Here is a 25,812-nt window from a genome sequence, read left to right on the forward strand (position 1 = left end):
GGGATTCAGCGTTCTCGGTGATCCACCTCAACGCATCCCGCTCTAGCGGATGCTGCTCCAGGTCGGGATGCGTGGAGGAGGAATCACCGCATCCCGCTGTCGGCAATGGCGAGCGGGCTGCGTCAACGCGGCATGTTCCGAAGTCGGCTGGTTGGGGTGCTAGGATTCGAACCTAGGAATGGCGGTACCAAAAACCGCTGCCTTACCGCTTGGCTACACCCCAGCCGCGCCGGGAGCGTGTAGCGAGGCTTCGGCCCCGCCGTAAAGCCCCCCGCCGCTGCGCCACCACTGGGCAGGAAGAAGCCCCTCCGCCGCCCGTGCCTCGGCGGGGGTGGCGAACAGGGCGAAGCAGGTGGCGCCGGACCCGCTCATGCGCGCCAGCATTGCGCCGGGCAGGGCGGCCAGCGCCGAAAGCACCTCGCCCACTTCGGGGCAAAGGGCGCGGGCCGGGGCCTCCAGGTCGTTGGTGAGATGCGCGAGGTCGGCGGCCATGGCGGCGGCGTCGGGCCAGGCGGCAGGCAGGCGGGCCTCGGCCGAGAAGCCCGGTGCGCGGGCGCGGAAGACCGCGGGGGTGGCCAGCGGCACGCCCGGGTTCACCAGCAGCAGCCCACAGGGGGGCAGGCGCGGCCCGGGCGAGACAAGCTCACCCACCCCCTGCATCCGCGCGGGGGTGGAGGCCACGCAGACCGGCACATCCGCCCCCAGCGGCGCGGCCAGCGCCCGCAGCGCGGCGTCATCCAGCCCCGCGCCCCACATCCGGTTCAGCAGGCGCAACGCGGCCGCCGCATCGGCCGAACCCCCGCCGATTCCCGAGGCCACGGGCAGATGCTTTCGCAACGTCAGCGCGGCGCGTGGCGCCACCCCGGCGGCGGCGGCCAGGGCGCGCGCGGCGCGCAGCACGAGGTTGTCGGGCTCCGTCTGGAGTGCCGCGCCGAAGGGGCCGTCCAGGGTCAGGCTCAGCCCGTCGGCGGGCGCTGCTGTCAGCAGATCGGCCGCCGGGCCGAACACGGCGAGGCTGTCCAGCAGGTGGTACCCATCCGCCCGCCGCCCGGTGACGTGCAGGAACAGGTTCACCTTGGCCGGCGCGGCCTCTTCCAGCGTCATGGGGCGGGTCAGCGGCTGGCGGCGCGGGGCAGGGAGGGCATGGCCAGCCCCTGGGCGAGCTTGGTGGTGAGGCGGGCGGCCTCCACCGGGCCCGGCTCCATGGAGAGCGCCCGGCTCCATTGGAAGCGGGCCTCGTTCTGGCGGCCGGCCATCCAGTAGGCATCGCCCAGGTGGTCGTTGATGGTGGCGTTGCGCGGCTCCAGCTCCACCGCGCGCTCCAGCCAGAGGATGGCCGCCGGGTAGTCGCCCATGCGGAACATCGCCCAGCGCAGGCTGTCCACGATGTTGCCGTCCTCGGGGCGCAGGGCCAGGGCGCGTTCCAGCATCTCCCGCGCGCGGTCGAGGTTGATGCCCTTGTCGGCCCAGCTGAAGCCCAGATAGTTCAGCACATAGGGCTGGTCGGGCGAGAGGCTGAGCGCGCGCAGCAGGTCCTGCTCCGCGCCGGGCCAGTCACCGGCGCGCTCCCGCGAAATGCCGCGGGCGTAGAAGATCTGCCAATCCTGTTCCCGCACCTCGGGCAGCCGGGCGAGCGCCGCGTCATAGGCCCGCACCGCCTCGGCGAAGCGGCCGCGCCGGCGCAGGATGTCGCCCAGGTGCAACAGGGGCTGGGGCTGGCCGGGATGGGCGGCCGCGAGCTCGGCCAGCAGGCGCTCCGCCTCGGGCAGGCGTTCCAGCCGGTCCAGCAGGAGGGCGCGGCGCAGCTGGGCCGGGGCATGCAGGGGGTCACTGGCGGCGACGCGCTCCAGCACCATCAGCGCGGCTTCGTGGCGCTCGGCCTCCGAGAGCGTGTCGGCCAGCAGCATCAGCGCCGGGCCGAAGCTGGGCCGCAGCCGCAGCGCCAGGCGCGCCAGCGTGCCCGAGAGTTCCTCCAGCCCATGGCCGCGCAGGGCGGCGCCCAGCGCCACATAGGCTTCCGCAACGCCATCGGCCGGGCCTGCGATGGCGCGGCTGCCCAGCACCTGGGCGCGGGCGGCGCCCTGGGCGGCCAGCGCCATGTCCTCGTGCGAGGCGGCCAGCCCGTCGAGCAGGCGCTGGGCCTCCGTGGTCCGACCCGAGCGATTGAGGATGCCCGCGGCCAACAGGCTCATCCGCAGGGTGGGGTCGGGCTGGTCCGCCATGGCGATGCGCAGGAAGCGCTCGGCGTCGCGGGGGCGGTTCGCGATGTCGGCGATCAGCGCCGCGTGCAGCGCGTTCAGCGCGCGCAGTCGGCCACCATCGGCCAGCGGGCGCAGCAGCGCCAGCGCGGCATCGGTCTGGCCGCGCCCGGCCAGGGCCCAGGCGGTGAGGACGGGCTGCAGGCTCTGCACCGCGCCGGGGCGGGGCAGGGCGCGGACGCGGGCCTCGGCCCGGTCCCAGCGCGCGCCCACGATCTCGGAGCCAAAGAGCACGAGTTGTGCCGAGAGGTTGTCCGGAAGGCGCCGCGCCAGGCGCAGCGCATCCGGCCGCCCATCCATCAGCGCCGCCTGGAAGGCGAGTTGCAGGACCTCGCGCTGCTCGGGTTCGGCCTGGAGCGTCAGCAGCAGGGCGTCGGCCGCGATGCCGTCATCCTGCTCCTCTGCGGCCAAGCGCCCGACCAGGAAACGGCCGAAGGCGCTGGCCCCGGGCGGGGGCGCTGTGCTGATGGCCGCGATGCGCGCGCTGCGGTCCACCGTGCCGCCCGGAAGCGTGCCGCAGCCCGCCAGCAGCCCAGCCGCGAGCAGGCCCGTGGCGAGCCATGCGGCGGGCGGGAGGCGACGGTTCTGAGGGGGGCCAGGGCGGCGGTGAGCCATGCATGTAATGTAGCAGCGCAGCATGGACCCGCGCCATGGTGACGCGCCGAAATTCACACCGAATTGCCACAGTGTTGCCGGCTTGCATCAAGCGCCGGCGGGCGCTCAACCGGGGCGTGAGATGGCCTGCGGCGAGGGACCCAAAGGGAGACGCAGGCGCTGGCCATAGCCCTCGAACTGGTCGCGCACCGCCTCCATTTCGGCGGGCGTGAGCAGCGCCGGTTCGAGGCGCGCGGCCAGCATGTCGAGGTATTGCCCGGCCAGGTTCTCCACCTCGCGCGCGAGGGTGGTGGCGGCGCGGATGTCCTGGCCGATGGCCACCACGCCATGATTGGCCAGCAGGCAGGCGCGGCGGCCCTCCAGCGCCTCGATCGCGGCCCCGGCCAGTTCCGGCGTGCCGAAGGTGGCGTAGCGCGCGCAGCGGATGTCGTCGCCGCCGGCCAGCGCGATCATGTAGTGGAAGGGCGGGATGTCGCGCCGCGCGCAGGCGAGCGCGGTGGCGCGCGGGCTGTGGGTGTGGACCACCGCCATGGCGTCGGGCCGGGCGGCGTAGATGGCCTGGTGCAGCCGCCATTCGGAGGAGGGCTTGCGGAGGCCGCCGATCACCGCGCCGGTGATGTCGAGCTCCACCAGTTCGCCCTCGGTCAGCGCCTCATAGGGCAGGCCAGAGGGCGTGATGACGAACCCCCGGGCCGTGCGGAGCGACAGGTTGCCGGACTTGCTGGGCATGAAGCCCAGCCGGTCCAGCGCCTGCGCGGCCTCGATGAGGTTCACTTGGCCTTCTCCCGCCGCTGACGCTCCTCGGCGATGGCGCGGGCATGCGCCACCGTGCTGCGCTGGAAGCGCACGATCAGCGCCGCCCAGATGACGACCAGCAGCAGGGCCCAGAGGAAGCCGTGGTGGCGCAGCACCAGCGTCGCCGCCACGATCCAGCCCAGCGACAGCACCATGCCCTGGCGCAGCAGCGAGAGGAGGGGCATCAGCGGCGCCTTGCGTCGAGGCTCCACGGGCCCGGGCCCGCGAAGACCAGATAGAGGAAGACGAAGCAGTAGAGGATGGCCGCGTCACCGCCATTCAGCGTGGGGAAGATGCTGCGCGGCGCATGCGCCATGAAATAGGCGAAGGCCATCAGCCCCGACAGCACGAAGGCGGTGGGCCGCGTGAAGAGGCCGAGGATGAGCAGCACGCCGCCCACGATCTCCAGCACGCCCGCCACCCAGAGCAGGGAGAGGAATTCGGGCATGCCGCGCGCCGCCTCCGGAATGCCCAGCAGCTTCTGCGTGCCGTGCAGCAGGAAGATGAAGGCGGCCACGACGCGCAGGACGCTCAGCACATGCGGCGCATAGCGGGTGAGGGTGTTGGTCATGTGAATTCCTTCCGGCGGGCCCGGCGGCGAATCACCGGGCACATGCAAGAGCTTGTGCGCCGGGGATGCGGGGTTGCGAAGTGACGGATTGTCACGGCGCCCCCCGCGCGCGCCTCACATGCCGCCCGGATAGTTCGGCCCGCCGCCGCCTTCGGGCGTGCGCCAGTCGATGTTCTGGGTGGGGTCCTTGATGTCGCAGGTTTTGCAATGCACGCAGTTCTGCGCGTTGATCACCAGCGCGGGCTTGCCCTCCTCCACGCCCACCGCCTCATAGACGCCGGCGGGGCAGTAGCGGCTTTCGGGGCTCGCGAACTTCTCCCAGTTTTCCGGCAGCCACTTGGAGGGGTCCTTCAGCACCAGGTGGGCGGGCTGGTGTTCCTCGTGATTGGTGTTGGACAGGAACACGGAGGAGAGGCGGTCAAAGGTCAGCACGCCATCGGGCTTGGGATAGGCGATGCGCGGTGCGTCGGCGGCCTTCTTCAAGCTCTCATGGTCCTGGTGGTGCTTCATCGTCCAGGGCGCCTTGCCGCGGAAGACGTAGGTGTCCAACGCCGCATTGGCCATGCCGCCCCAGAAGCCGAACTTGGCGAAGCCGTTGCGGATGTTCCGGACACCCTTCAGCTCCGTCCACACCCAGGATTGCGCGAGCTTCTCGGGATAGGCGTCGAGCACGGGCGGGCGCGCCTCCTGCGCCAGCGCCTCCGCCAGCGCCTCGGCCGCCACCATGCCGGACTTCATGGCCGTGTGCGTGCCCTTGATCTTGGGCACGTTCAGGAAGCCCGCGCCGTCGCCGATCAGCGCGCCGCCGGGGAAGACGAGCTTCGGGATGGCCTGGAACCCGCCCTCGTTCAGCGCCCGCGCGCCGTAGGAGATGCGCTTGCCGCCCTCCAGCATCTTCCGCACCTCCGGGTGGGTCTTGAAGCGCTGGAACTCGTCGAAGGGCGAGAGCCAGGGGTTGGGATAGTCGAGCCCCACCACGAAGCCGATGGAGACCAGGTTCTCGCCCAGCATGTAGAGCCAGGAGCCGCCATAGGTGTCCGACTTTAGCGGCCAGCCCGTGCTGTGCCAGATGAGGCCGGGCTTGTGCTTCTCCTTCGGGATTTCCCAAAGCTCCTTCATGCCGAGCGCATAGGTCTGCGGCTGGCAGTCGGCGCGGAGGTTGAAGGTCTCGAAGAGGCGCTTGGTCAGGCTGCCGCGGCAGCCCTCGCCGAACAGGGTGTAGGTGGCGCGCAGCTCCATGCCGGGCTGGTAGTCCGGGCCCTTCTCGCCATTCTTCAGGATGCCCATGACGCCGGCCACGACGCCGCGCACCTGGCCGTCCTCGATGATGGTCTCGGACGCCGCGAAGCCCGGATAGATCTCGACGCCGAGCGCCTCGGCCTTGGCGCCGAGCCAGCGCGCGACATTGCCCAGGCTCACGATGTAGTTGCCGTGGTTGTTCATCTGCGGCGGCGTGGGCAGCTTGAAGGCGCGCTTCTCGGTCAGCAGCATGAAGCGGTCCTCGCCGGCGGGCGTCGCCAGCGCCGGCGGGTCCTCGCGCCAGTCGGGGATCAGTTCATCCAGCGCGCGGGGCTCCAGCACGGCGCCCGAAAGGATGTGCGCACCCACCTCGCCGCCCTTCTCCACCACGCAGACGGCGGCATCGGGGTTGAGCTGCTTCAGCCGGATCGCGGCGGCCAGGCCCGCGGGCCCCGCGCCCACGATCAGGACGTCGAACTCCATGCTTTCGCGCTGCTCATCCATGTCCGGCACCTTTCCCCACTGAGGCCGGCCCCAGGCGGGACCGGCGCAATTCTTCCCTCGCACAACGCCCGAACGGGGCCTTCCTCCGCCCGGCGCTGCAAAAAAGCCCGGGTCTGGTAGCGCGGGCGGCGGTTTCACGGAAGCCGATCAGACGCTAGAAGTGGCCGATGGAGGCGGAACGCCAAGCCCTGATCGCGGCACTTGCCTGGCAGGTCGCCATGGGGGCGGATGAGGCGATCATGCCCCTGGCGCTCGATCGCGCCGCCGCGCGGCCGGTCCCGCCGCCATCCCCGCCCGCGCGACCGCCCTCGGCGCCCCTTGCCGCGCCGCCTCCCGCCGCGCCGGTGCAGGAGGAGGCCGCTTCCCTCGCCGCCGGTGCCGACAGCCTGGAGGCGCTGCGGGAGGCCATGGCCCGCTTCACCGGCAGCCCCCTGCGCGAGACCGCGACCAACATGGTCTTCGCGGACGGCGTGGTGGGCGCACCTGTGATGGTGGTGGGCGAGGCGCCGGGCGCCGAGGAGGACCGGCTGGGCCGCCCCTTCGTCGGCGCCTCGGGCCGGCTGCTGGACCGGATGTTCGCCTCCATCGGGCTGGGGCGGGAGGAGAGCCTCTACATCACCAACATCCTGCCCTACCGCCCGCCCGGAAACCGCACGCCGACGGATGCGGAACTGAACCTCTTCCTGCCCTTCGTGCTGCGCCATGTGGCCCTGGCGCGGCCGCGTTTCCTGGTGCTGGCGGGGGGTGTGGCGGCCAAGGGGCTGCTGCGCCAGCGCGAGGGCATCACCCGGCTGCGCGGTCGGTGGCATCAAGTATCGTTATTTGACGGCCAAGTCATTCCTGCGCTTCCGACACTACATCCGGCTTATCTTCTGCGTAACCCGCTGGCCAAACGCGATGCCTGGGCCGATCTGCTGTTGTTGCGACGCAGCATAGAAGATGGCGAGAATGTGGCGAATGGTCAGGGTCGGGATTAACTTCACCACAGCCGCTGGTTGAATCTTCCCGTCTTCGGCTTTTCTTCAGGATTATCGCTTGCCAAGGCGGAGAACGGGTTGCTACCCCTGCCGGGCCATGAGCGCGATGAGCCCTCTGGCCCGTTGCGCCATGGCCGCTTCCGCCGTCATGGCCATGGTCGTGACCATGCCCTGCGGGGCATTCGCGGAACGGGCCGCCCCACAAGATGCCCCCTCTCGTGTGCGGGTCGCGGCGTCTATGGAGGCGTCCTCCCTCCCGCAGCCGCTCTCCACGGCGGATGCCGCCCGGCTGCGCCGTGCCTTCGAGGCGCAGGCCCGCGGCGACAGCGCCGCCGCCCAGCGCGAGGCCGACCGCGTCGCCGATCGGCGCCTGCACGGGCATCTGCTGGCCAAGCGGCTGCTGCGCCCCGGGGGCGCGCCCTCGGCGTCGGTTCTGCACGCCTGGTTGCTCGAACACGCCGATTTGCCCGATGCGCCGGCGATCCATGCCACCCTGATCGCGCGCCTGCCCAGGGGCGCCGCCGCGCCGCCATCGCCCGCCGAGGCGGGCGAGGCCGCGCCCACCGAAATTCCGGAAGATCAGCGCCCGAGCGCGGCCCTGGTCCGCCGCGCCGCGCTGGACCGCGCCGTGCAGGGCCGCCTGGCCGAGGGCCGGCCGGACCTCGCTTTGCGCGCCGTCACCTCGACGGCGGGCATCGGCCCTGGCTATGGCGCCCAGCTGCGCGCCGAGATCGCGCAGGTCGTCTTCCGCCAGGGCGACCATGCCGAGGCGCGGCGCCTCTCGGAGGAGGCGTTGGGCCTCGACGGCGCCAACCCCGCCGCCGCCCACCAGGCGGGGCTTTCGGCCTGGGCGGGCGGGGATTACGCGGCCGCCTTCGCCTATTTCGAGCGCGCGGCCCGCTCCGACCGCGCCGCTTCCGCCCTGCGCGCCTCATCCGCCTATTGGGCCGCCCGCGCCGCCGTCCGCGCCCGCCGCCCGGCCCAATACGCGCCCTGGATGCTGCTGGCCGCGCAGGAGACGCGCACCTTCCATGGCATGATCGCCCGCCGCGCGCTGGGCCTGCCGCCCGGCCTGGCCTGGGAGCGCGATGTGGAGGATGGCGGCACCGCGGCTCTGCTCGCCGCGGCCATCGCCGAGACGGCGGGCGGATGGCGCGCCCTCGCTTTGTTGCAGATCGGCCAGCATGAGCGCGCGGAGGCGGAGCTGCGCCTGCTGCACCGCCGCGCCCGCAACAACCCACGCATGCTGCAAGGCATCCTGGCCGTGAGCCAGCGCGCGGGCTTCACCGAACTGGCCTCGCTCGCCGCCGAGGATTTGCCGAGCGAGGGCAGCCTCGCGCGGGATTCCGCGCGCTACCCGCTGCCCACCCTGATGCCGCCCTCGGGCTTCCGCCTCGACCCCTCGCTGCTCTACGCGCTGGCCTTGCAGGAAAGCCGCTTCAACCCGAACGCCGTCTCGCGCGCCGGGGCGCGCGGGCTGCTGCAGATCATGCCCGCCACCGCCAGCTATGTGGCGGGCGACCCCTCGCTGCGCCGTGGCGCCGGGGTGCGGCGCCTGCATGACCCGGCCTTCTCGCTGGAGATCGGGCAGCGCTACCTGCACTACCTGGCGCGGCAGCAGGCGGTGGGCGGCGACCTGATCCGGCTGCTGGCGGCCTATAATGCGGGGCCGGGAAACCTGTCGCGGTGGCTGAACTCCATCGCCCATGCGGAGGACCCGATGCTCTTCATCGAGAGCATCCCCGTGGCCGAAACCCGCGCCTTCGTCCGTCGCGTGCTGACCTTCTCCTGGATCTACGCGAGCCGGCTCGACCTGCCCACGCCCAGCCTGGACGCGCTGGCGGCCGGGGAGTTCCCGCGCTTCTCCGGCACCGACGAGGTCACGGCCATGTTGCGCGAGCGGCCGCGCCTCGCCAACTAGGGCTTATGCCCATTGATCCGAACGGCACCTTCGTGCCGGTGAACATCGCCATCCTGACGGTCTCCGACACGCGGGATCTCGCCACCGACCGCTCGGGCGACGCGCTCGCCGCGCGGATCGAGGCGTCAGGCCACAAGCTCGTGGACCGCGCCCTGCTGCGCGACGAGGCCGACCTCATCGCCGGGAAGCTGCGCGACTGGATCGCGGACCCGCAGGTGGATTGCGTCATCACCACCGGCGGCACCGGCATCACCGGCCGCGACGTGACGCCCGAGGCCTTCGCCCGTGTCCTGGAGAAGGAAATCACGGGCTTCGGCGAATTGTTCCGGATGCTGAGCTACCAGAAGATCGGCACCTCCACCATGCAGTCGCGCGCCATCGGCGGCGTGGCGGGCGGCACCTACCTGTTTGCCCTGCCGGGCAGCACCGGGGCGGTGAAGGATGCCTGGGACGATATCCTGGTCTGGCAGCTCGATGCGCGGCACCGCCCCTGCAACCTGGTGGAGCTGATGCCGCGCCTGAAGGAGCATCTGGCTCCCGGCTGAACCACGCCCCTGGCCATTCGCCAGGGGCGGTCAAACGCTAGCCCTCGAACACGGCGGCCAGCTCACCCAGCAGCTTGCGCTCCACGGCCGAGACGCGGTTGCCCAGGCCCAGGAAGCCGCCGGCCGCGTCGGCCACGGCCTCGGCCTGGCCGAGCACCACGTCGCGCAGGGCGTGGCGCTGGTCGAGCGGCATGTCCGCCACCAGGGCATGGGCATAGGCCTTCCAGGCGGCCAGCAGCTCGGCGCCCGGCGGCTGGGCCAGCCATTGTTCCAGCAGCTTGTGCCCGACATCACCCGCCTTCAGCCCGGCCTTGTGCGCGCCGGAGAGGACCGCGCTGCGCTCCTCCGAGGAAAGGGTGCCATCGGCCCAGGCCACCATCACCAGCGGCGCCAGCGCGAAGGCGGCGAAGGTCTGGGCGCCGATGCCCAGGCCCGTCAGCCGGTCCAGCACCGCGGCGTCATTGATGCCGGAGGCCGCGGCCAGGGCCGCATGCGTGCCCTGCGCGGAGTCGTTCTCGCGCAGCTGGCGCAGCAGGGCCTCGTTGTGGCGGGCGAAGAAGGCCTCTTCCAGGGCCGCGCGCCGATCCTCGAAAATCCGTTCCGACATGGTGTCCTCACGCTGCGTGGCGCCGCGCCCCGGATGGGCGCGGCCCGCTTCGGTGTGAACATGCCATGTTGCGGCGCGGGATTACACCACCCCTGACCAATCCGCCGGCGCGAAACGATAGCCCTGGCCGTCGCGCACCATCATGCCATTGGAAGGGAAGGGGAAATGATAGCCCGTCACGCGCATCCGCTCACTGGACACGCGGTCCATGATGCGGCGGCGGGTGGCGGCGGCGGCGTCGCCATCCATGTCGAAGACGATCTGCCAGTCGGGGCGGCGCGCGTTCACCTCGGGCCGGTTCGTGAGGTCCGCCAGGAACATCATCTGCCCGTCGCCATCCGCCACATGATAGAGGGTGTGCCCGGGCGTGTGGCCATGGGCCGCGACGGCGCGGATGCCGGGCAGCACCTCGGCATTGTCCTCCACCTGGCGGATGCGCGCGCGGTAGGGGGCGAAGCGGCGGGTGGTGTTGGCGAAGGTGCCACGCTGGCCCTCCGGCGCGCGGGCGGCATTGCCTTCATCGGTCCAGAAGGCCCATTCGGCGGCGGGCACGACGATCTCGGCATTGGGGAAGACCACCTCGTTCTGCGCGGTGGTCAGGCCCGTGATGTGGTCGCCATGGAAATGGCTGACCACGACGGCATTCACCCGGGCGGGGTCGAGGCCGGCCGCGCGCATGTTGGCGGCCAGCATGCCGGCCGTGGGGGCCATCTGCGCGCCCGTGCCGGCGTCGAAGACGATGAGGCCGCGCGGGGTTTCCACGAAGGTGATGGTGAAGGGGACGGTCAGCGTGTCCTGCGGCATGCCCTGTTCGGCCAGCAGGGCCTGGACCTCGGCGGCGGGGGCGTTGCGGACGAAACCCTCGACCGGGCGGCGGAAGAAGCCGTCATGCACGGTGGTGACGGTGAAGCCACCGACCTTGAAGCGGTAGAAGCCCGGGGCCTGCTGGGTGGCCGCCGGGGCGGCGGCGGGCGCCTGGGCCGCCGCGGGCAGGGCCAGCGCCGTGGCGAAGGCCGCCGAGCCGGCGAAGAGGGTGCGACGTTCTGCACGCATGGAAGCGATCCCTGTCTTTCCTGGATGGAAAGGATATGGGCCGCAAAATGCCTTCGGACAGGGGGAGGGTTCCGCTTGGACGGGAAGGGCCATGATGGCAATATGGATCAGCATGACACGCCTTAGACCGCTCGTGGACCTGTCCATCCGGCGTGCCTGCGCCTTCGCGACGCTCGCCGTCGTACTGGTGGTGGGCTCCCTGATGTTCGACCCGGTTCTGGCCTTGCGGGTCGGTGGGGCGGCCTCCACCCTGGTGGCGATGGCCCTCTTCGTCGCGGCTTGGCGGGTGCCGCGGCGCGATGTGCGCGACACCGAGATCTACGGGTTGCTCCGCAGCGCGAACCCGCCGCTGGCCTATCTCTCCGAGCCCGGCACCAAGGCGCAGATCGCCGCCGTGCTGCGGGAGCGGCTGCTGTGGCATGCGGAGCGCGCGCTCTACGTGCCGTTGGTGTTCTGGGGCCTGGCGCTGGTCCTGGCCCTGGTCACCTGACGGCCCGCGCGGCTTAGGCCGCGTCCAGCAGGGCGGGGAGACGCGCCGCGTCCGGGTCCTCCGGCGCAAGGGGGTCGCGCGGCAGCACGCGGTGGCGCAGCACCATGGCGGCCAGCGCCGCCCGGTTGGCATCGCCGGTGCGGGCGGCTTCCCAGCTCATCGCGGCCGCGCTGGTGAGGTGATAGAGCGCGCCGGCCGCCGCCCGGGCCAGTGCCTCGTCGCCGCCCGCGCGTTCGGCCAGTGCCACCGCACGCGCCCAGGCCTCGGCCGCGCCTTCCAGCGGCGCCTCGGCCAGCAGCGCGGCCACATGGGCGGAGAGGGCCTCGAGCGACCCCTCGCGCTTGGCCGCCCGAAGCACATCCAGGGCCACGATGTTGCTCGTGCCTTCCCAGATGCTGCCCAGATGCGCGTCGCGCAGCAGCTTGGCCTCGGGCCATTCCTCGATGTAGCCGCAGCCCCCGCGCACCTCCATCGCATCGCCGGTCACGGCGCGGGCGTCGCGGCAGGCGCGGTATTTCAGCAGGGGCGTCAGGATGCGCAGCAGCGGGCGCGCCGCCTCCTCGCCGGTATCGCTGCGGCGCAAGGCCTCGGCGGTCTGGAAGACCATGGTGCGGGCCTGTTCGGCGCGCATCAGCATCTTCGCCAGCTGCCGGCGCATCAGCGGCATTTCGATGAGGCGCCGGCCGAAGGCCTGGCGGTGGCGGGCGACATGCAGCGCCTCGGCCACCGCGCGGCGCATCATGCCCGCGGCCCGCACGCCATTCGACAGGCGGGAATTGTTCACCATGTCGGCCATCTGCTTGAAGCCGGCCTCGGGGTCGCCGATGAGCCAGGCGCGGGCGCCCTCCATCCGCACCTCGCCACTCGCCATGCTGCGCGTGCCGAGCTTGTCCTTCAGCCGCACGATGCGGAGGCTGTTCGGCGTGCCATCGGGCAGGGTGCGCGGCAGCAGGAAGAGGCCCACCCCCTTCAGCCCCGGCGGCCCGCCCTCGATGCGCGCCAGGACCAGGGCGAGTTCCGCATCGGGGTTGGAGCAGAACCACTTGTCCCCGTGCAGCGCATGGGTGCCGTCATTGCGGGGGGCGGCCGTGACGGCGGTGTTGGCGATGTCGCTGCCCGCGCCCTGCTCGGTCATGAACATGGCACCCTGGTGCAGCGCGTCCATGTCCTGGCTGGTCAGCAGCGGCAAATAGCGTTCCACCAGCTCCGGCTGGCCGTAGCGGCGCAGCGTGCGCGCCAGGCTGTCGGTCATGGAGAGCGGGCAGAGCAGCCCGAATTCCGCCTGGGCGAAGAGGAAGGTGAGCGCGTATTTCGCGGCCGGCGGCAGGGGCGTGGGCCAGCCGAACACCCCCGCCCGGTGGCTCATCGCCGCCAGGCCGAATTCGCCGAAGGCCAGGCGCTCCATCTCGCGATAGGCGGGGTGGTATTCGATGTGCTGCGCGTCCTCGCCGCGCCGGCTGCGGTGGTGCAGCTCGGGCGGGTTGCGGTCGGCGGTGGCGGAGAGCCCGTCCAGCGCGCCGCCGGCCAGGGCGCCGAGCTGGTCCAGGCGCGGTTCCAGCACCGCGCGCAGGTCGGCGGGCAGATAGAGCGGCAGCAGCCGCGCGAAGGCCGGGTCTGCGCGCCAGAGGTTGGTGCCGGCCGAATCCGGCACCGCCTCGGGGCCGATTGGCGCGCGGCCGATGGTGGTGATGTGCATGGCGCCCTCCGGATGTCTTGGTCCCGAGTGTGCGCCCGATGCCCACCGCCGCCAAGGCGCGCTCAGCGCCCCGCCACCGTCGCGGATGGGGCGACGGCGGGCCGGGCGCGGCGGTCCAGCCGCGCGGCGAAGCCCGCCAGCACCAGGGTGCCGCTGGCCAGCAGCAGGGGCTCCAGCCAGGGTTGCGCGCCGGGCATTTCGGCCAGGGCGAGGCTCGCCAGGTAGGACAGGAAGAGGCCCAGGCTGAACACCGGCAGGCTCTGCCGCCCGATGGCGCCGAGCACGTGGCCCAGCCGCCCCCGCGCCCAGCCCACGCCGATCGGCACCAGGGCTGCCACCAGCCAGGCGAGGGCCAGCGCATGCAGCAGCCGCAGCGGGGCCAGCTGTTCCTTGCCGGTGAGGACGAGCGGCAAAGTGTCCGTCACCCGCATCCACAGCCCCAGCCCCAGGATGGTGATCGCCGCGGCCAGCAGCGCCGGGTGGAAGCGGACGGCCCGCCCCTGCCGCAGGGCCTGGCGCCCGAACCAGGCGCCCAGCAGGAACAGCGCGACCCAGGCGGGCGGGCTGAAGGCCAGCGTGGTGCCGCCCAGCCCCGGCCAGTCGGCCGGCAGGAACTGCGCCACCACATACATCGCGGCCGGCAGCCAGAGCGCCCGCGCGCCATGCCGCGCCGCCAGCCAGGAAAAGACCGGCAGCACCGCCATCGCCATCAGGAAGATCGGCAGGATGCCCATGAAGGGCGGCTGGTAGAGCAGCACCGCGCCGCCCAGCAGCGCCTCCCACGGGCGTTTGATGGCGTGCGGCCAGACCTCGACATCGAAGCGGGTGGAGGCCAGCGCCACCATCAGCCCGAAGCTGATGAAGACCAGCATGTGCATGCGCCACAGCCGCGCCATGCGCGTCCACAGGTCACGGCAGGCCTGGGCGAAGCCCTGCCGTGCCTGCTTCCAGAGAAAGACCGAGCCCAGGCCGAAGCCCGACAGGAAGACGAACTGCTCGGAACTGTCCGACAGGCCCCAGGCGGGATGGATGATCCAGGCGGCCGCCACGCTGCCGGAGATGTGGGAGATGAAGATCGTCACCTGCAGCCAGCCGCGCAGCGCGTCGAGCCGCGCATCGCGCGCCGGCGACGCCAGGGCGTTCATGCCGCGGCGCCACGCGGGACCAGGCGCGGCAGGTCGCTCCGGTGCGCCACCACCAGGAAGACGCCCATGGCGAGGGTGAACAGCGCCTCCTTGAACAGCATCGCGCCATCGTCATAGGGGTCTATGCCGATGGGCCCCAGCACGTGCAGGAAGATGGCCCCGCCCATCAGCCCCACCGTCATCAGCCCGCCCAGCAGGCGCGTGGGCTGGTTCAGCACCAGCGCCGCCGCCACGATCTCCAGCAGCACCACGCCCCAGCGCAGCTGCGGCTCCAGCGCCGGCGCGCCGATCCAGTTGGCAAGCGGCAGGAAGACGCCCTCGATGGAGCCCTCCGCGCCATTCAGCTTGAACTGGGAATAGTAGAAGAATTCCCAGGCGATCCATCCGGCGGCGAGCCAGGAGAGGGTCCAGAAGAGGCGGCTGCGGGACATGCGGGGCATCCTTCCCGGGTCCATGCGGCCCGGCTGGCTGGTTTTCGCCAGGGGTGCATGCGAGGTTACGGGGCTGATGCCCGCCTCTCCCCGACTGGCCGCATGAGCCATTCCCACTCCCGCCGGCCGGCTGGCCTTGGCGCCGCGCTGGCCGTCACGGGCCTCGCGCAGTCGCTCGCCACGCTGGCGGTCTTCGCGCTGCCCGTGCTGGTGGCGCAGGCCGCGCCGGATTTCGGGGTGGGGGTGGCGATGATCGGCTACCAGGTGGGGCTGGTCTATGTCTTCGCGGCGCTGACCTCGGCGCGGGGCGGGGCGGTGCTGCGGCGGGTGGGGCCGTTGCGCACCACGCAGCTCGCACTGGTCTGCGCGGGCTGTGGCGCGGCGCTGCTGGCGAGTGCCAGTCCCTGGATCGCCATCATCGCCTCGGCGCTGCTGGGCGGTGCCTATGGGCTGACCAACCCCGCCGCCTCGCAACTGCTGGGGCGGCTGGCGCCGGCCTCGCGCCGGAACCTCGTCTTCGCGGTGAAGCAGATGGGCGTGCCGCTGGGCGTCGCGCTGGGGGGCCTCATCCTGCCGCGCGTGGCCGAGGCCGCGGGCTGGCGCGTGGGTCTGCTGGGGGCCGGGGCGGTGCTGGTGCTGCTGGCGTTGGCCATCCAGCCGCTGCGCGCGGGGTGGGATGCGGGGCATGGCGCGGCGGCGGCCGCACTGGCCCGCTTCCGGCTGCGCGACGCGCCGGCGCTGCGCGCGCTGGCGGTGACGGGCGGTGCCTATGCGCTGGTCCAGATCGCGCTGGGCGCGCACATGGTGGCCATGCTGGTGCTGGATTTCGGCTGGGACCCGGTCTCGGCCGGGCTGATGGTGGGGCTGTCCCAGGCGGTGGGGGCGTTTTCGCGCATCGGCTGGGCGGTGCTGGCGGATGCCTGGCAGGGCGGGCTGCGCGTGCTGGTGCTGATCGGCCTGTTCGCCACGCTGTTCTTCGCGCTGCTGCCGCTGGCGCCGGGTGCGGCCACCTGGAAGATCGTGCTGTTGTTCGTGCTGCTGGGCGCGACCTCGACCGGCTGGAACGGCGTGCTGGTGGCGGAATCGGTGCGGCTGGCGCCGGAGGGCGCGCAGGGGGCGGCCTCGGGTGCGGTGCTCTCGCTCACCTTCACCGGCGCGGTGATCGGGCCCACCGCGCTGGCGCTGCTGAGCACCGCCATGGGTGGCTACACCACGGCCTTCGCGCTGGCCGGCGTGCTCTCATTGGCCGGGGCCGGCGTGGCATGGTGGTCACGGCGCTTCGCGCCAACTGGTCAGGCCGCGCGGCCTGGGGGATGATCCGCGCAAATCTGTTGAGGAACGCCCCGATGTCGCATGCCCGGCCAGGCCAGATGGCCCTTGTCGCCTTTTTGCAGGCGCAGAACTGCTCGAACTACCCGGGATCCTGGCGGCATCCGGCCACGATGCAGGACTACCTCAGCCCCGAATACTACCAGCGCATCGCGCGCACGCTGGAGGCCGGGCGCTTCCACATGGCCTTCTTCGACGACCGCCTGGCCATGCCGGACATTCTCAATCACGACCATGGCGAGGCGGTGCGGCACGGCATCCGGGTGGTGAAGCTGGATCTCGTTTCCATCCTGACGGCCATGGGGCTGGCGACGACGCGGCTGGGCCTGGGCGCCACCTATTCCACCACCTATTACGAGCCCTTCCATGTGGCGCGCGTCTTCGCCACGCTCGACCACATGCTGGGCGGGCGCGTGGCGTGGAACGTCGTCACCTCGCTGAACGACAGCGAGGCGCACAACATGGGCGCCACCACGCATCTGGAGCACGACCTGCGATATGACCGCGCGGATGAGTTCCTGGAGGTGGTGCTGTCGCATTGGGACAGCTGGGCGGATGACGCCATTCTCCAGGACCGCGAGAGTGGCATCTTCGCGGACCCGGCGAAGGTCAAGCGCCTGGACCATGTGGGGAAGTACTTCCGCTCGCGCGGGCCCTTCACCGTGCCGCGCACGCCGCAGGGAAGGCCGGTGCTGATCCAGGCCGGGCAGTCGGGGCGTGGCCAGAAATTCGCGGCGCAATGGGGGGATCTGGTCTTCGTGATCTCGCCGGACATCACCGCCGCGCAGCGTTCCTATGCCAGCTTCAAGGACCAGGTTGCCGCTTCCGGGCGGGACCCGGCAACGGTGCGCCTCTGCCCCGCCGTCTATTGCGTGGTGGGCGAGACCGAGGAAGAAGCGGCGGAGAAGCGCGCACTGATCGAGGGGCTGGCCAAGCCCATTGATGGCCTGGCCCTGCTGTCGGAGGTGCTGAACTACGACTTCGGCGCCAAGGGGATGGACGAGGCCTTCACCGATGACGAGCTGGCCGGCATCAAGGGCCTGCAGGCCATCCGCGACCGGGTGGTGCGCATCAGCGGCAAGACCAACCCGACCCTGCGCGACTTCGTGGAGATCAGCCGCCGCGGCACCATCCATGAATTCACCTGCTTCAGCGGTACGCCGGCGCAGGTGGCCGACCAGATGCAGGAATGGTTCGAGGGCGCCGCCTGCGACGGCTTCGTGCTGGCCGCGACCCACATGCCGGGCAGCTACGAGGATTTCGTACGCCTGGTGGTGCCGGAATTGCAAAGGCGCGGCCTGTTCCGGCGCGAGTTCGACGGCGTCACGCTGCGCGACAACCTCGGCCTTCCGCGCGCCCAGCCCTTCGATTGGCGGCGCTGATCAGGCGGGTTGCGGCTGGCGCGTGGGCAGCGCCAGCGTGACCAGCCAGCAGATGGCGAGCATGGCCGCGGCACCCAGCAGGCAGGCCACCAGGCCGCCCGCCATGTAGAGCAGGCCCGACAGCAGCGTGCCCATGAACCGCCCGGCCGCATTGGCGGCGTAGTAGAAGCCCACATCCTCGGCCGCCTTCTCGCTGCCCGCATAGGCCAGCACGAGGTAGGAATGCACCGAGGAATTCACGGCGAACAGCACGCCGAAGACGCACAGGCCCATGGGCACGAAGAGGTCGGCGCGCGGCACGCCGCCCAGCATCATCGTGGCCAGGATCGCCGGCACCAGCGCCAGCGCCAGCGACCAGCTCCGCGCGGCCGGCACTTCGGTGGAGAGGCCGTCCGCGCTCCGTCGGACCACCGCGGGTGCCGCCGCCTGGATGATGCCGTAGCCGATGGTCCAGACCGCGAGGAACCCGCCCACCATCGTGAAGGTCCAGCCGCTGGCGTAGAGGAACACCGGCAGCCCCACCACGAACCACACGTCGCGCGCGCCGAAGAGGAAGACGCGCGCGGCGGCCAGCAGGTTCACGCCCGCATTCTTCGCGAACAACTCCTTCGCGGATTTCGAGGCGCGGGCCTTGCCCATCATCGGTGGCAGGCTCAGCAGCACGAAGGCCAGCACCAGCAGCAACGCCGCCGCCATGGTCCAGAGCGCGCCGCGGAAGCCCAAAGCTTCCAGCAGCAGCCCGCCCAGGAAGAAGCCCAGGCCCTTCATGGCGTTCTTGCTGCCGGTGAAGAAGGCGACCCATTTGAACAGTTGGCTTTCGCCGCCCTCGCGCCGCGCTTCGTCATGCGTGATCTTGATGGCCGATTTGCTGGCCGTCTTGGTCAGGTCCTTCGACACGCCGCAGACGCCCTGCGCCACCACCACCCACGCCACCGACAGCGCCGCCCCCCAGGAGGGTGACACCGCCGAGAGCAGCAGCAACCCCGACACCTGCGCCGACAACCCCACCGCCAGCATCCGCGCGATGCCGAAGCGCGTGGCGAGCCACCCGCCGATCAGATTCGCGCCGATGCCCGCCGCCTCATACAGCAGGAAGAGGAAAGCCAGCGTGAAGGGCGAATAGCCGAGCTGGAAGAAATGCAGCAGCACCAGCATCCGCAAGGCGCCATCCGTCAGGGTGAAGCCCCAATAGGCGGCGGTGACGGTGGCGTAGTTCCTCACAGGCCCACGGACTCCATGTGGCAGGCCAGGTCCACCATGCGGCAGGCATAGCCCATCTCGTTGTCATACCAGGCATAGACCTTCAGCAGCGTGCCGTCGGTGACCATGGTGGAGAGCGCGTCCACCGTGCCGCTGCGCGTGTCGCGCGCGTAGTCGGCGCTGACCAGGGGGCGCGTCTCATAGCCCAGGATGCCGGCGAGCGGCCCGGCGGCGGCTTCGGCGAAGAGGGCGTTCACCTCCTCCACCGTGACCTCGCGGCGCATCTCGAACACGCAGTCGGTCAGCGATGCATTCAGCACTGGCGCGCGCACGGCGTGGCCGTTCAGCTTGCCCTTCAGCTCCGGGTAGATCAGCGCGATGGCGGTGGCGCTGCCCGTGGTGGTGGGCTGGAGCGACAGCATGGCCGAGCGCGCGCGCCGCAAATCCTTGTGCGGCGCGTCCACCACCACATTGGTGTTGGTCGGGTCGTGGATGGTGGTGATCTGCCCGTGGCGGATGCCGATGGCCTCATGCACCACCTTCACCACCGGCGCGAGGCAGTTGGTGGTGCAGGAGGCGGCGGTCACGATGGGGTGGCGCGCCGGGTCGTAGAGATGCTCGTTCACCCCCACCACCACGTTCAGCACGCTGTCGAACTTCACGGGCGCGGCCACGATCACACGCTTCGCGCCACGGTCGAGATGGCCTTGCAGCGTTTCGGGCGTCAGGAACTTGCCGGTGCATTCCAGCACGACCTCCACGCCCAGATCGCCCCAGGGGATGTCGCCGGGCTTGGCGTGTTCGGAGAAGCCCATGCGCCGGCCATCCACGCGGATGGCGCCGTCCTCGGCAGTGAACTCCGCGCGCCAGCGGCCCTGCACGCTGTCGAATTCCAGAAGATGCGCGGTGGCGGCGATGCCGCCCTTCACCTCGTTCAAATGGACCACGTCCAGGCGGTTGCCGGCGCGCGGGTCGCTGTTCTGGCGCTCGGCCGCACCCAGCGCGGCGCGCAGCGCGAGCCGCCCGATGCGGCCCATGCCATTGATGCCGACCTTCACGCGCGGGCTCCCGCCGGATGCGCCAGCTCATCCAGCCGCGCCTTCAGCGCGATGCGGTCGAGTGCGGCGATGGGCAGGCTCGTGAAGATGCCGATGCGCCGGTGCAGCCCGGCATAGAGTTCGTTCAGCAGGGTGGCGCGCTCGGCGGCGTTGCCAGTGAATTTTGCGGGGTCGGGCAGGGGCCAGGCGGCGGTGATCATGGTCTCGCCGAAATCGGGGCAGGACTGGCCGGCCAGGATGTCGCAGAGGGTGATGACGAAATCCATCCGCGGCGCGTCAGGCTCCATGAACAGGTTCCAGGACTTGCTGGACAGGCCCGACACGTCGTGGCCCAGCGCGCTGAGTTGCGCGACCACCTCGGGCATGGGCCCCTCGGGCGAGGGCTCGGAGCCGGCGGAGAAGGCGCGGAACCGGCCTTCGCCCAGCTTGTTCAGGATGGCCTCCGCCATGATGGAGCGTGCGGAGTTGCGGCTGCACAGGAAGAGCACGTTGAAGGCGGGCATGGGCGCCCCTTTCGCGGCTGTGGGGAGAAGCGTGGCGAGGTCACCGCAGCGCGCCGGCTCGCCGTCGCAGCAGGCCTCCGCGACGAAGGCCAGCAATTCGCGCAGCGCCGCGACCTGCGCCGCATAGACCAGGCTGCGCCCGATGCGGGTGGGGCGGATCAGCCCCGCCTGTTCCAGCGCGCGCAGATGGAAGGAGAGGGTGGAGGGCGTGGCGCCCAGCGCGGCCGCGATCTCGCCCGCCGCGAGCCCGGTCGGCCCGCGCCCCAGCAGCAGGCGCATGAGTTCCAGCCTTGTGGTCTGGCCCAGCGCGGTGAAGCCCAGCGCGGCGCGTTCAATGTCCATGGCGCGGGATATAGCACCCCGCGCCGCGCCTCAGTTTGATATTTCGATGACAATCAAATAATGGCGTGCCGCACCCGCGCCGAGACCCATTCGCTCACCGCGACCATGCCCAGGATCAGGAGGAAGATCATCGTCACCTGCGGCCAGGCCAGCGTGTTGATGGAGGCTTCGAGCTGCATGCCGATGCCGCCCGCACCCACGAGGCCCAGGACCGTCGCCTCGCGGATATTGATGTCCCAGCGGAAGACGCTGATGCCCGCGAAGGCCGGCATCACCTGCGGCACCATCCCCCAGGCCAACACCTGCGGGTTGCTGGCGCCCGCCGCGCGCAGGGCCTCGACCTGGGTGGGGTCGATTTCCTCGATCGCCTCATAGAGCAGCTTCGCGATGAAACCGATGGAGCGCAGCGCAATGGCGAGAATCCCCGCCAGCATGCCCGGCCCCAGGATGATGACCAGGATCAGCGCCCAGATCAGCGAGTTGATGGACCGGCTGGCCACGATGATGAACAACGCCACCGGCCGCACCAGCAGCGCGGAGGGCGTGGTGTTGTGCGCGGCCAGGAAGGCGAGCGGCACGCCGATGACGATGGCCAGCAGCGTGCCCAGGGTCGCGATGTTGATCGTGTCCCACAGCGGCTTCCACAGCTGCTCCGCATAGGACCAGCGCGGCGGGAACATGCGCGACACCAGGTCCGCGCCCTGCGTCGGCGCGTCCCAGACGAAGGCCCAGATGGTGCGGTCGGAGATGAACTGGAAACAGGCGACGGCCAGGGCGACGCCCGCCAGCCAACCCGTCCAGACCAGCATGTCCTGCGCCGTGGTGCGGCGCTTCCATTCGGGCAGTCCGCCCGCGCGTTCGAGGATGGGCATGCTATTGCACCTTCCGGCGGATCCAGCCGCTCGTGTATTCGCAGGCCAGCACGATCGCGATGATGATGAGCAGGATGGCCGCCGCGGTGTCGAACTCGTAGCGGTCGAAGGCGGTGTTCAGCGTGTCGCCGATGCCGCCCGCGCCCACGAGGCCCAGCACCGCGCTCTCACGGAAATTGATGTCGAGGCGATAGGCGGACAGCCCGATCAGCCGCGGCTTCACCTGGGGCAGCACGGACCAGGCGATCCAGGAGAACCATCCCGCGCCGGTGGCGCGCACGGCCTCGGCCTGGGCGCGCTCGATGTCCTCGATGTCCTCGGCCAGCAGCTTCGCCATGAAGCCGATGGTCGCGAAGGTCAGCGTCAGCATCCCCGCCAGCGGCCCGAAGCCCACCATGGCCACGAAGACGATGGCGATGATGATCTCCTGAAAGGTGCGGCTGACGGCGATGATGCCGCGGCAGAAGAGATAGACGGGCAGCGGGGCGAGGTTGCGAGAGGCGCCCAGCGCCACCGGGATGGAGAGGATGATGCCGAGCGCGGTGGAAACCACCGTCATCGTCAGGCTTTCCATCAGCCCTTCGAAGATGTCGTCGCCCTTGCTCACGAAATCGGGCGGGAAGAAGCCGCCCAGGAAACCGGCGGCGCGGCCCATGCCCTCGGCGGCGCGGGTCCAGTTCACCTCGACGGTGGCCACACCCAGCACGACATAGGCCAGCGCGCCCAGATAGATGGCATAGCGCAGCAGCGGGTTCGAGATCAGCGGCGGCGGGCGCCAGGCGCGGGCGGCGGCGGCCGCGTCGAAAGCGGTGGCGCTCACGCCACAGGCTCCGCCACGCTGTCCTCCGCCTCGACGCTGCGGATGGTGCGCGACCAGTCCTCCTCGCCATAGATGGCGGTCAGTGCCGCCGCGTCCAGCGTCTCCGGGGTGCCGTCGAAGACGATGCGGCCCGCGCGCAGCCCCACGATGCGGCGCGCGAATTCCTGCGCCAGCGCCACGTCATGGATGTTGATGATGGCGGCAAGGCCGCGTTCCTCGCACAGCTCCACGATCAGCCGCATGATCTGCCGGCTCGTCTTGGGGTCGAGGCTGGCGGTGGGTTCGTCCACCAGCAGCAGCGTCGGGTCCTGCATCAGCGCGCGCACGATACCCACGCGCTGGCGCTGCCCGCCCGAGAGCGCATCGGCCCGCTTGTCCGCCATGTGCGCCAGGCCCACGCGGTCCAGCAGGCGGAAGGCCTGCTCCACGTCGCGGCGGGGGAAGCGGCGGAACCAGGAGGCCAAGAAGCCGGTGTAGCCGAGCCGGCCGGAGAGCACGTTCTCCATCACCGTCAGCCGTTCCACCAGCGCGTATTCCTGGAAGATCATGCCCATGCGCCGGCGTGCGCGCCGCAGGGCGCCGCGGTTCAGTGTCGTCAGCGCCTCCCCATCCAGCACCACCTGGCCCGCGCTCGGCTCCACCAGCCGGTTCACGCAGCGGATCAGGGTGGACTTGCCCGCGCCCGAGGGGCCGATCAGCGCCATTACCTGGCCCGGCGGCACCAGAAGGTTCACCTCGTTCAGCGCCAGGTCGCCCGTGGGGTAGCGCTTCGTCAGGCCATGGATGGCGAGGAGGGGAGGGGCATTCTCGGGCATGGCGGATCCAGTCGAAAGGAAAGCCGCCGCCCGGCGCCTTCGCGGGCGCGGGCGGCGGCCGCAGGTTCAGCCGGTCAGCGGCAGGCGTAGGAGACGTTCATCGCCGCGTCGATCTGGCGGATCACCTCCCAGTGCTGACGGTAGGTGATGGGGATGAACACCTCCTGCGGCGGCTGCGCCGAGGCGAATTCCCGCTGCAGCCCCGTGCCTTCCCAGTTGAAGTTGAAGAAGGCGCCACGGATGCGCTCGGCCAGCTGCGGGTTCAGGTTGTGCGCGTGGCCATAGCCCGTCGTGGGGAAGGAGGCGCTGCGGTAGATGGTGCGGATGCGCGCGGGGTCCACGGCGTTGCGCGCCACCATGCGCGTCATCACCGAGTTGGCGATGGCCGCCGCGTCATAGTCGCGGTTGGCCACACCCAGGATGGAATTGTCGTGCCGGCCGGAGAAGGCCGTGCGGAAGTCGCGGTCCGCCACCAGGTTGAACTGGCTTTCCAGCAGTGCGGAGGGCGCCTTGAAGCCGGAATTGGAGGTCTGCGAGGTGAAGGCCACGAGGCGCCCGCGCAGATCCTCCATCCGCTGGATGGGGCCGTCGGCCTGGACGATGATCTCCATCTCATAGCCATAGCGGCCATCGCGCGCGGCCATCATGGCGAAGGGCACGAAGCCCGCGCAGTTGACGGCCAGCGGGTTGGAGCCGGTGTTGAAGCCGGCCACGTGCAGGCGGCCGGCGCGCATCGCCTCGATCTGGGCGGCGTTGGACTGCACGGCGAAGAACTGCACGCGGCGGCCGGTCTCGCGCGCCAGGTGGTCCAGGAATTCCTGCCAGACGCGGCGATAGACGGCGGGGTCCTCGACCGGGGTGTAGGCGAAGACGATGGTGGACGGGTCCACGAGGTCGCGCGGGTTGGTCGGCACATCGGCCACCATGTCCCCATCGCGGTCGCAGAAGCGGGCGTCGAGCTGGCCGCGCGGGCAATCCTGCGTCTGCGCGGCGGCGGGGAGGGAGAAGCCGGCCGCGACCAGCGCGGCGGCGGCGAACATGCGGCGGAGCAACATCAGACCTCCTGGGGAATTGTCCGGTCGGCGCTTAGCCGAACATCCCCCAGGCCGTCTGTTTCACTTGGGTGAAATCATGTCCTGGCCGTCACCGGGCGGTGATCTCAGCCGAGGAAGCATTCCTTGTGCTGGCGGGGCACGAAGCGGCCCGTTCCGGGCTTGGCCAGCACCGACTTGCCGTCCCAGATGCGGCCGCCGCGCAGATAGGTGGAGGCCACGCGCGCCGTCATCTCCATCCCTTCATAGGGCGACCAGCGGGCATCCTCGCGGTCCTGGATGGTGGCGGGGTCGAAGGGGAAGCGGCCGCGTTCCATCACCACGAGGTCCGCGTCGCAGCCGATGCGGATGGCACCCTTCTTGGGGAAGAGGCCGTGGAAGCGCGCGGGGCGCTCGGCGCAGAGGCTCGCCATATGGGTCAGCGGCAGGCCGCGCTTCTCCAGCAGGGTGAACATCAGCGGCGCGAAGGACTGCATGCCGGTCAGGCCCGCACCCACCGTGAAGATGTCGCCGGTGTAGACCTTGCGGTCGCGCGGCCAGGGGGCGTGGTCGGTCGAGACATAGGCGATCTTGCCGGCCTCCAGCGCCACCCACATGCGCTCGACCTCCTCGGCGGTGCGGAAGGGGGGGTTGCACTTGCCGAAGCCCTCGAGGCGGAGAAGGTCCTCCTCGGTCATGCAGAGATACTGGATGCAGGCCTCGCCCGAGGTGCGGGCCCCCTGCTTGCGGAAGATGTCCGCCAGGTCGAAGCCGCGCGCCAGCGAGGAATGCGCGATATGGACGTGGCACCCCGTCTCCAGCGCCATCTCGAAGATCTCGAGGTCCGCCATCGTCTCGCACAGCGGCGGGCGGGTGCGGCAATGCATGATGGGGTGGGTCTCGCCGGCAGCCTTGGCCTGCTCGGTCAGGCGCACCACCAGCTCCTGGTCCTCATTGTGGATCGCGACCATGAGGTTGGATTTCGCGATCTCGGCGAAGGCGCGCAGCATGGTCGGGTGGTCGATGCGCGGGAAGCGCACCGGGTCGTATTCATAGGTGGACAGCTTGAAGGAGCAGACGCCCCCCTCCACCAGCCCCGCGATGTCCTCGACATTCCCATCCTTCCGGATGGTGCCGTAGAGCGCCATGTCCACATGCGACAGCCGGTGCACATGCTCGATCTTGTCGCGCAGGATGGCGGCGTCGGTCACGGGCTTGGGCACGTCATAGGGCATGTCCACGCAGGTGGTGACGCCGCCCGCGGCGGCCGTCCTGGATGCGCCTTCGATGCCCGGCCAGCCGGTGGAGCTGCTGGTGTGCATGTGCCCGTCCACCAGGCCCGGAAAGACCAGCATGCCGGAATGATCCGCCGTCTCGGCCGCGGCGGGCGGCGCCCCCTGGCCGATGGCGGCGATCACGCCCCCCGCACCGCGACATAACCGCCTTCCAGAATGCCGTCCGACAGCACCAGATCGCCGCGGACCACCAGATCGAACGCCATTTTCGGCTTGCCCCCAGAGTTGCCATGCGCGGGGCGGCCGATACACTCCGCCCGCGCGATATTCAGCAGGCTAGGCGCGGGCGCACGCATCGCCAAGCGTTGACCTGCCTGC

General features: G+C 70.9%; 26 protein-coding genes and 1 tRNA gene. 6 read left to right on the forward strand and 21 right to left on the reverse strand.

What is annotated here, in order from left to right:
* Positions 1-148 precede the first annotated feature (148 nt).
* The 7 genes from ICW72_RS16955 to ICW72_RS16985 form a co-directional block, all read right to left on the reverse strand.
* Positions 149-223: transfer RNA gene (locus tag ICW72_RS16955), tRNA-Gln, on the reverse strand.
* The gene (locus tag ICW72_RS16960) at positions 214-1,104 is read right to left on the reverse strand and encodes a 4-(cytidine 5'-diphospho)-2-C-methyl-D-erythritol kinase (protein WP_191083787.1); all 891 of its coding nucleotides are present in this window, start codon (positions 1,102-1,104) and stop codon (positions 214-216) included. The genes ICW72_RS16955 and ICW72_RS16960 overlap by 10 nt, the downstream gene beginning before the upstream one ends.
* 8 nt (positions 1,105-1,112) lie before the next feature.
* Complete coding sequence (locus tag ICW72_RS16965) at positions 1,113-2,873, reverse strand: tetratricopeptide repeat protein (protein WP_191083788.1); 1,761 nt, start codon at positions 2,871-2,873, stop codon at positions 1,113-1,115.
* A gap of 105 nt (positions 2,874-2,978) precedes the next feature.
* Positions 2,979-3,647 (reverse strand): class II aldolase/adducin family protein, encoded by a 669-nt coding sequence (locus ICW72_RS16970; RefSeq protein ID WP_223880647.1) that lies wholly within the window; start codon positions 3,645-3,647, stop codon positions 2,979-2,981.
* Entirely contained in the window at positions 3,644-3,853 is a 210-nt protein-coding gene (locus ICW72_RS16975; RefSeq protein WP_184384967.1) for a hypothetical protein, read from the reverse strand. Before ICW72_RS16975 ends, ICW72_RS16970 begins: the two co-directional genes overlap by 4 nt.
* A complete protein-coding gene (locus ICW72_RS16980) occupies positions 3,853-4,239 on the reverse strand; it encodes a DoxX family protein (RefSeq protein WP_191083789.1) in 387 nt (128 codons plus the stop codon). The genes ICW72_RS16975 and ICW72_RS16980 overlap by 1 nt, the downstream gene beginning before the upstream one ends.
* Positions 4,240-4,353: 114 nt before the next feature.
* Positions 4,354-5,982 (reverse strand): electron transfer flavoprotein-ubiquinone oxidoreductase, encoded by a 1,629-nt coding sequence (locus ICW72_RS16985; protein ID WP_191083790.1) that lies wholly within the window; start codon positions 5,980-5,982, stop codon positions 4,354-4,356.
* A 167-nt stretch (positions 5,983-6,149) separates the two neighbouring features.
* Here ICW72_RS16985 and ICW72_RS16990 point away from each other — a divergent pair, with 167 nt between their 5' ends.
* From ICW72_RS16990 to moaB, 3 genes are all read left to right on the forward strand, one after another.
* A complete protein-coding gene (locus ICW72_RS16990; protein WP_191083791.1) occupies positions 6,150-6,959 on the forward strand; it encodes a uracil-DNA glycosylase in 810 nt (269 codons plus the stop codon).
* A 130-nt stretch (positions 6,960-7,089) separates the two neighbouring features.
* On the forward strand, positions 7,090-8,880 hold the full coding sequence (locus ICW72_RS16995; RefSeq protein WP_191083792.1) for a lytic transglycosylase domain-containing protein: 1,791 nt from the start codon (positions 7,090-7,092) through the stop codon (positions 8,878-8,880).
* Positions 8,881-8,885: 5 nt separating this feature from the next.
* Positions 8,886-9,425 carry a molybdenum cofactor biosynthesis protein B gene (moaB, locus tag ICW72_RS17000; protein WP_191083793.1) on the forward strand — a complete coding sequence of 180 codons (540 nt, stop codon included), beginning with the start codon at positions 8,886-8,888 and terminating at the stop codon, positions 9,423-9,425.
* Positions 9,426-9,462: 37 nt separating this feature from the next.
* Here the strand turns inward: moaB and ICW72_RS17005 are convergent, their stop codons facing one another.
* Together ICW72_RS17005 and ICW72_RS17010 are read right to left on the reverse strand one after the other, a co-directional pair.
* Positions 9,463-10,032 carry a hypothetical protein gene (locus tag ICW72_RS17005; RefSeq protein ID WP_191083794.1) on the reverse strand — a complete coding sequence of 190 codons (570 nt, stop codon included), beginning with the start codon at positions 10,030-10,032 and terminating at the stop codon, positions 9,463-9,465.
* A gap of 81 nt (positions 10,033-10,113) precedes the next feature.
* Positions 10,114-11,085, reverse strand: a complete 972-nt coding sequence (locus ICW72_RS17010; protein ID WP_191083795.1) for an MBL fold metallo-hydrolase — start codon at positions 11,083-11,085, stop codon at positions 10,114-10,116.
* A 112-nt stretch (positions 11,086-11,197) separates the two neighbouring features.
* Between ICW72_RS17010 and ICW72_RS17015 the strand changes: the two genes are divergently transcribed.
* Complete coding sequence (locus ICW72_RS17015) at positions 11,198-11,575, forward strand: hypothetical protein (RefSeq protein WP_191083796.1); 378 nt, start codon at positions 11,198-11,200, stop codon at positions 11,573-11,575.
* Between the two features lie 13 nt (positions 11,576-11,588).
* Here the strand turns inward: ICW72_RS17015 and ICW72_RS17020 are convergent, their stop codons facing one another.
* From ICW72_RS17020 to ICW72_RS17030, 3 genes are all read right to left on the reverse strand, one after another.
* Positions 11,589-13,271, reverse strand: a complete 1,683-nt coding sequence (locus ICW72_RS17020; protein ID WP_191083797.1) for an acyl-CoA dehydrogenase family protein — start codon at positions 13,269-13,271, stop codon at positions 11,589-11,591.
* 62 nt (positions 13,272-13,333) lie between these two features.
* Positions 13,334-14,416, reverse strand: a complete 1,083-nt coding sequence (opgC, locus tag ICW72_RS17025; RefSeq protein ID WP_191083798.1) for an OpgC domain-containing protein — start codon at positions 14,414-14,416, stop codon at positions 13,334-13,336.
* The gene (locus tag ICW72_RS17030) at positions 14,413-14,847 is read right to left on the reverse strand and encodes a hypothetical protein (RefSeq protein WP_191083799.1); all 435 of its coding nucleotides are present in this window, start codon (positions 14,845-14,847) and stop codon (positions 14,413-14,415) included. Before ICW72_RS17030 ends, opgC begins: the two co-directional genes overlap by 4 nt.
* A 102-nt stretch (positions 14,848-14,949) precedes the next feature.
* Here ICW72_RS17030 and ICW72_RS17035 point away from each other — a divergent pair, with 102 nt between their 5' ends.
* Positions 14,950-16,164 carry an MFS transporter gene (locus ICW72_RS17035; RefSeq protein WP_191083800.1) on the forward strand — a complete coding sequence of 405 codons (1,215 nt, stop codon included), beginning with the start codon at positions 14,950-14,952 and terminating at the stop codon, positions 16,162-16,164.
* A gap of 29 nt (positions 16,165-16,193) precedes the next feature.
* Positions 16,194-17,558, forward strand: a complete 1,365-nt coding sequence (locus ICW72_RS17040; protein ID WP_223880648.1) for an LLM class flavin-dependent oxidoreductase — start codon at positions 16,194-16,196, stop codon at positions 17,556-17,558.
* On the opposite strand, the gene arsJ is transcribed toward ICW72_RS17040, so the two are convergent.
* The 9 genes from arsJ to ICW72_RS20795 form a co-directional block, all read right to left on the reverse strand.
* Positions 17,559-18,779, reverse strand: coding sequence for an organoarsenical effux MFS transporter ArsJ (arsJ, locus tag ICW72_RS17045; RefSeq protein ID WP_223880649.1), 1,221 nt, complete (start codon positions 18,777-18,779; stop codon positions 17,559-17,561).
* On the reverse strand, positions 18,776-19,816 hold the full coding sequence (locus ICW72_RS17050) for an ArsJ-associated glyceraldehyde-3-phosphate dehydrogenase (protein WP_191083801.1): 1,041 nt from the start codon (positions 19,814-19,816) through the stop codon (positions 18,776-18,778). Before ICW72_RS17050 ends, arsJ begins: the two co-directional genes overlap by 4 nt.
* Complete coding sequence (locus ICW72_RS17055) at positions 19,813-20,661, reverse strand: metalloregulator ArsR/SmtB family transcription factor (RefSeq protein WP_191083802.1); 849 nt, start codon at positions 20,659-20,661, stop codon at positions 19,813-19,815. The genes ICW72_RS17050 and ICW72_RS17055 overlap by 4 nt, the downstream gene beginning before the upstream one ends.
* Before the next feature lie 53 nt (positions 20,662-20,714).
* Positions 20,715-21,533 (reverse strand): phosphonate ABC transporter, permease protein PhnE, encoded by an 819-nt coding sequence (gene phnE / locus ICW72_RS17060; RefSeq protein WP_191083803.1) that lies wholly within the window; start codon positions 21,531-21,533, stop codon positions 20,715-20,717.
* A 1-nt stretch (position 21,534) separates the two neighbouring features.
* The gene (gene phnE / locus ICW72_RS17065) at positions 21,535-22,353 is read right to left on the reverse strand and encodes a phosphonate ABC transporter, permease protein PhnE (RefSeq protein ID WP_191083804.1); all 819 of its coding nucleotides are present in this window, start codon (positions 22,351-22,353) and stop codon (positions 21,535-21,537) included.
* The gene (phnC, locus tag ICW72_RS17070; RefSeq protein ID WP_191083805.1) at positions 22,350-23,168 is read right to left on the reverse strand and encodes a phosphonate ABC transporter ATP-binding protein; all 819 of its coding nucleotides are present in this window, start codon (positions 23,166-23,168) and stop codon (positions 22,350-22,352) included. The genes phnE (ICW72_RS17065) and phnC overlap by 4 nt, the downstream gene beginning before the upstream one ends.
* Before the next feature lie 74 nt (positions 23,169-23,242).
* Positions 23,243-24,223 (reverse strand): phosphate/phosphite/phosphonate ABC transporter substrate-binding protein, encoded by a 981-nt coding sequence (gene phnD / locus ICW72_RS17075; RefSeq protein WP_191083806.1) that lies wholly within the window; start codon positions 24,221-24,223, stop codon positions 23,243-23,245.
* A gap of 104 nt (positions 24,224-24,327) precedes the next feature.
* A complete protein-coding gene (locus ICW72_RS17080) occupies positions 24,328-25,617 on the reverse strand; it encodes a dihydroorotase (RefSeq protein ID WP_223880650.1) in 1,290 nt (429 codons plus the stop codon).
* Entirely contained in the window at positions 25,614-25,796 is a 183-nt protein-coding gene (locus ICW72_RS20795) for a hypothetical protein (protein ID WP_223880651.1), read from the reverse strand. Before ICW72_RS20795 ends, ICW72_RS17080 begins: the two co-directional genes overlap by 4 nt.
* Positions 25,797-25,812 lie beyond the last annotated feature (16 nt).

Source organism: Roseococcus microcysteis (genome assembly GCF_014764365.1).
GTDB lineage: Bacteria > Pseudomonadota > Alphaproteobacteria > Acetobacterales > Acetobacteraceae > Roseococcus > Roseococcus microcysteis.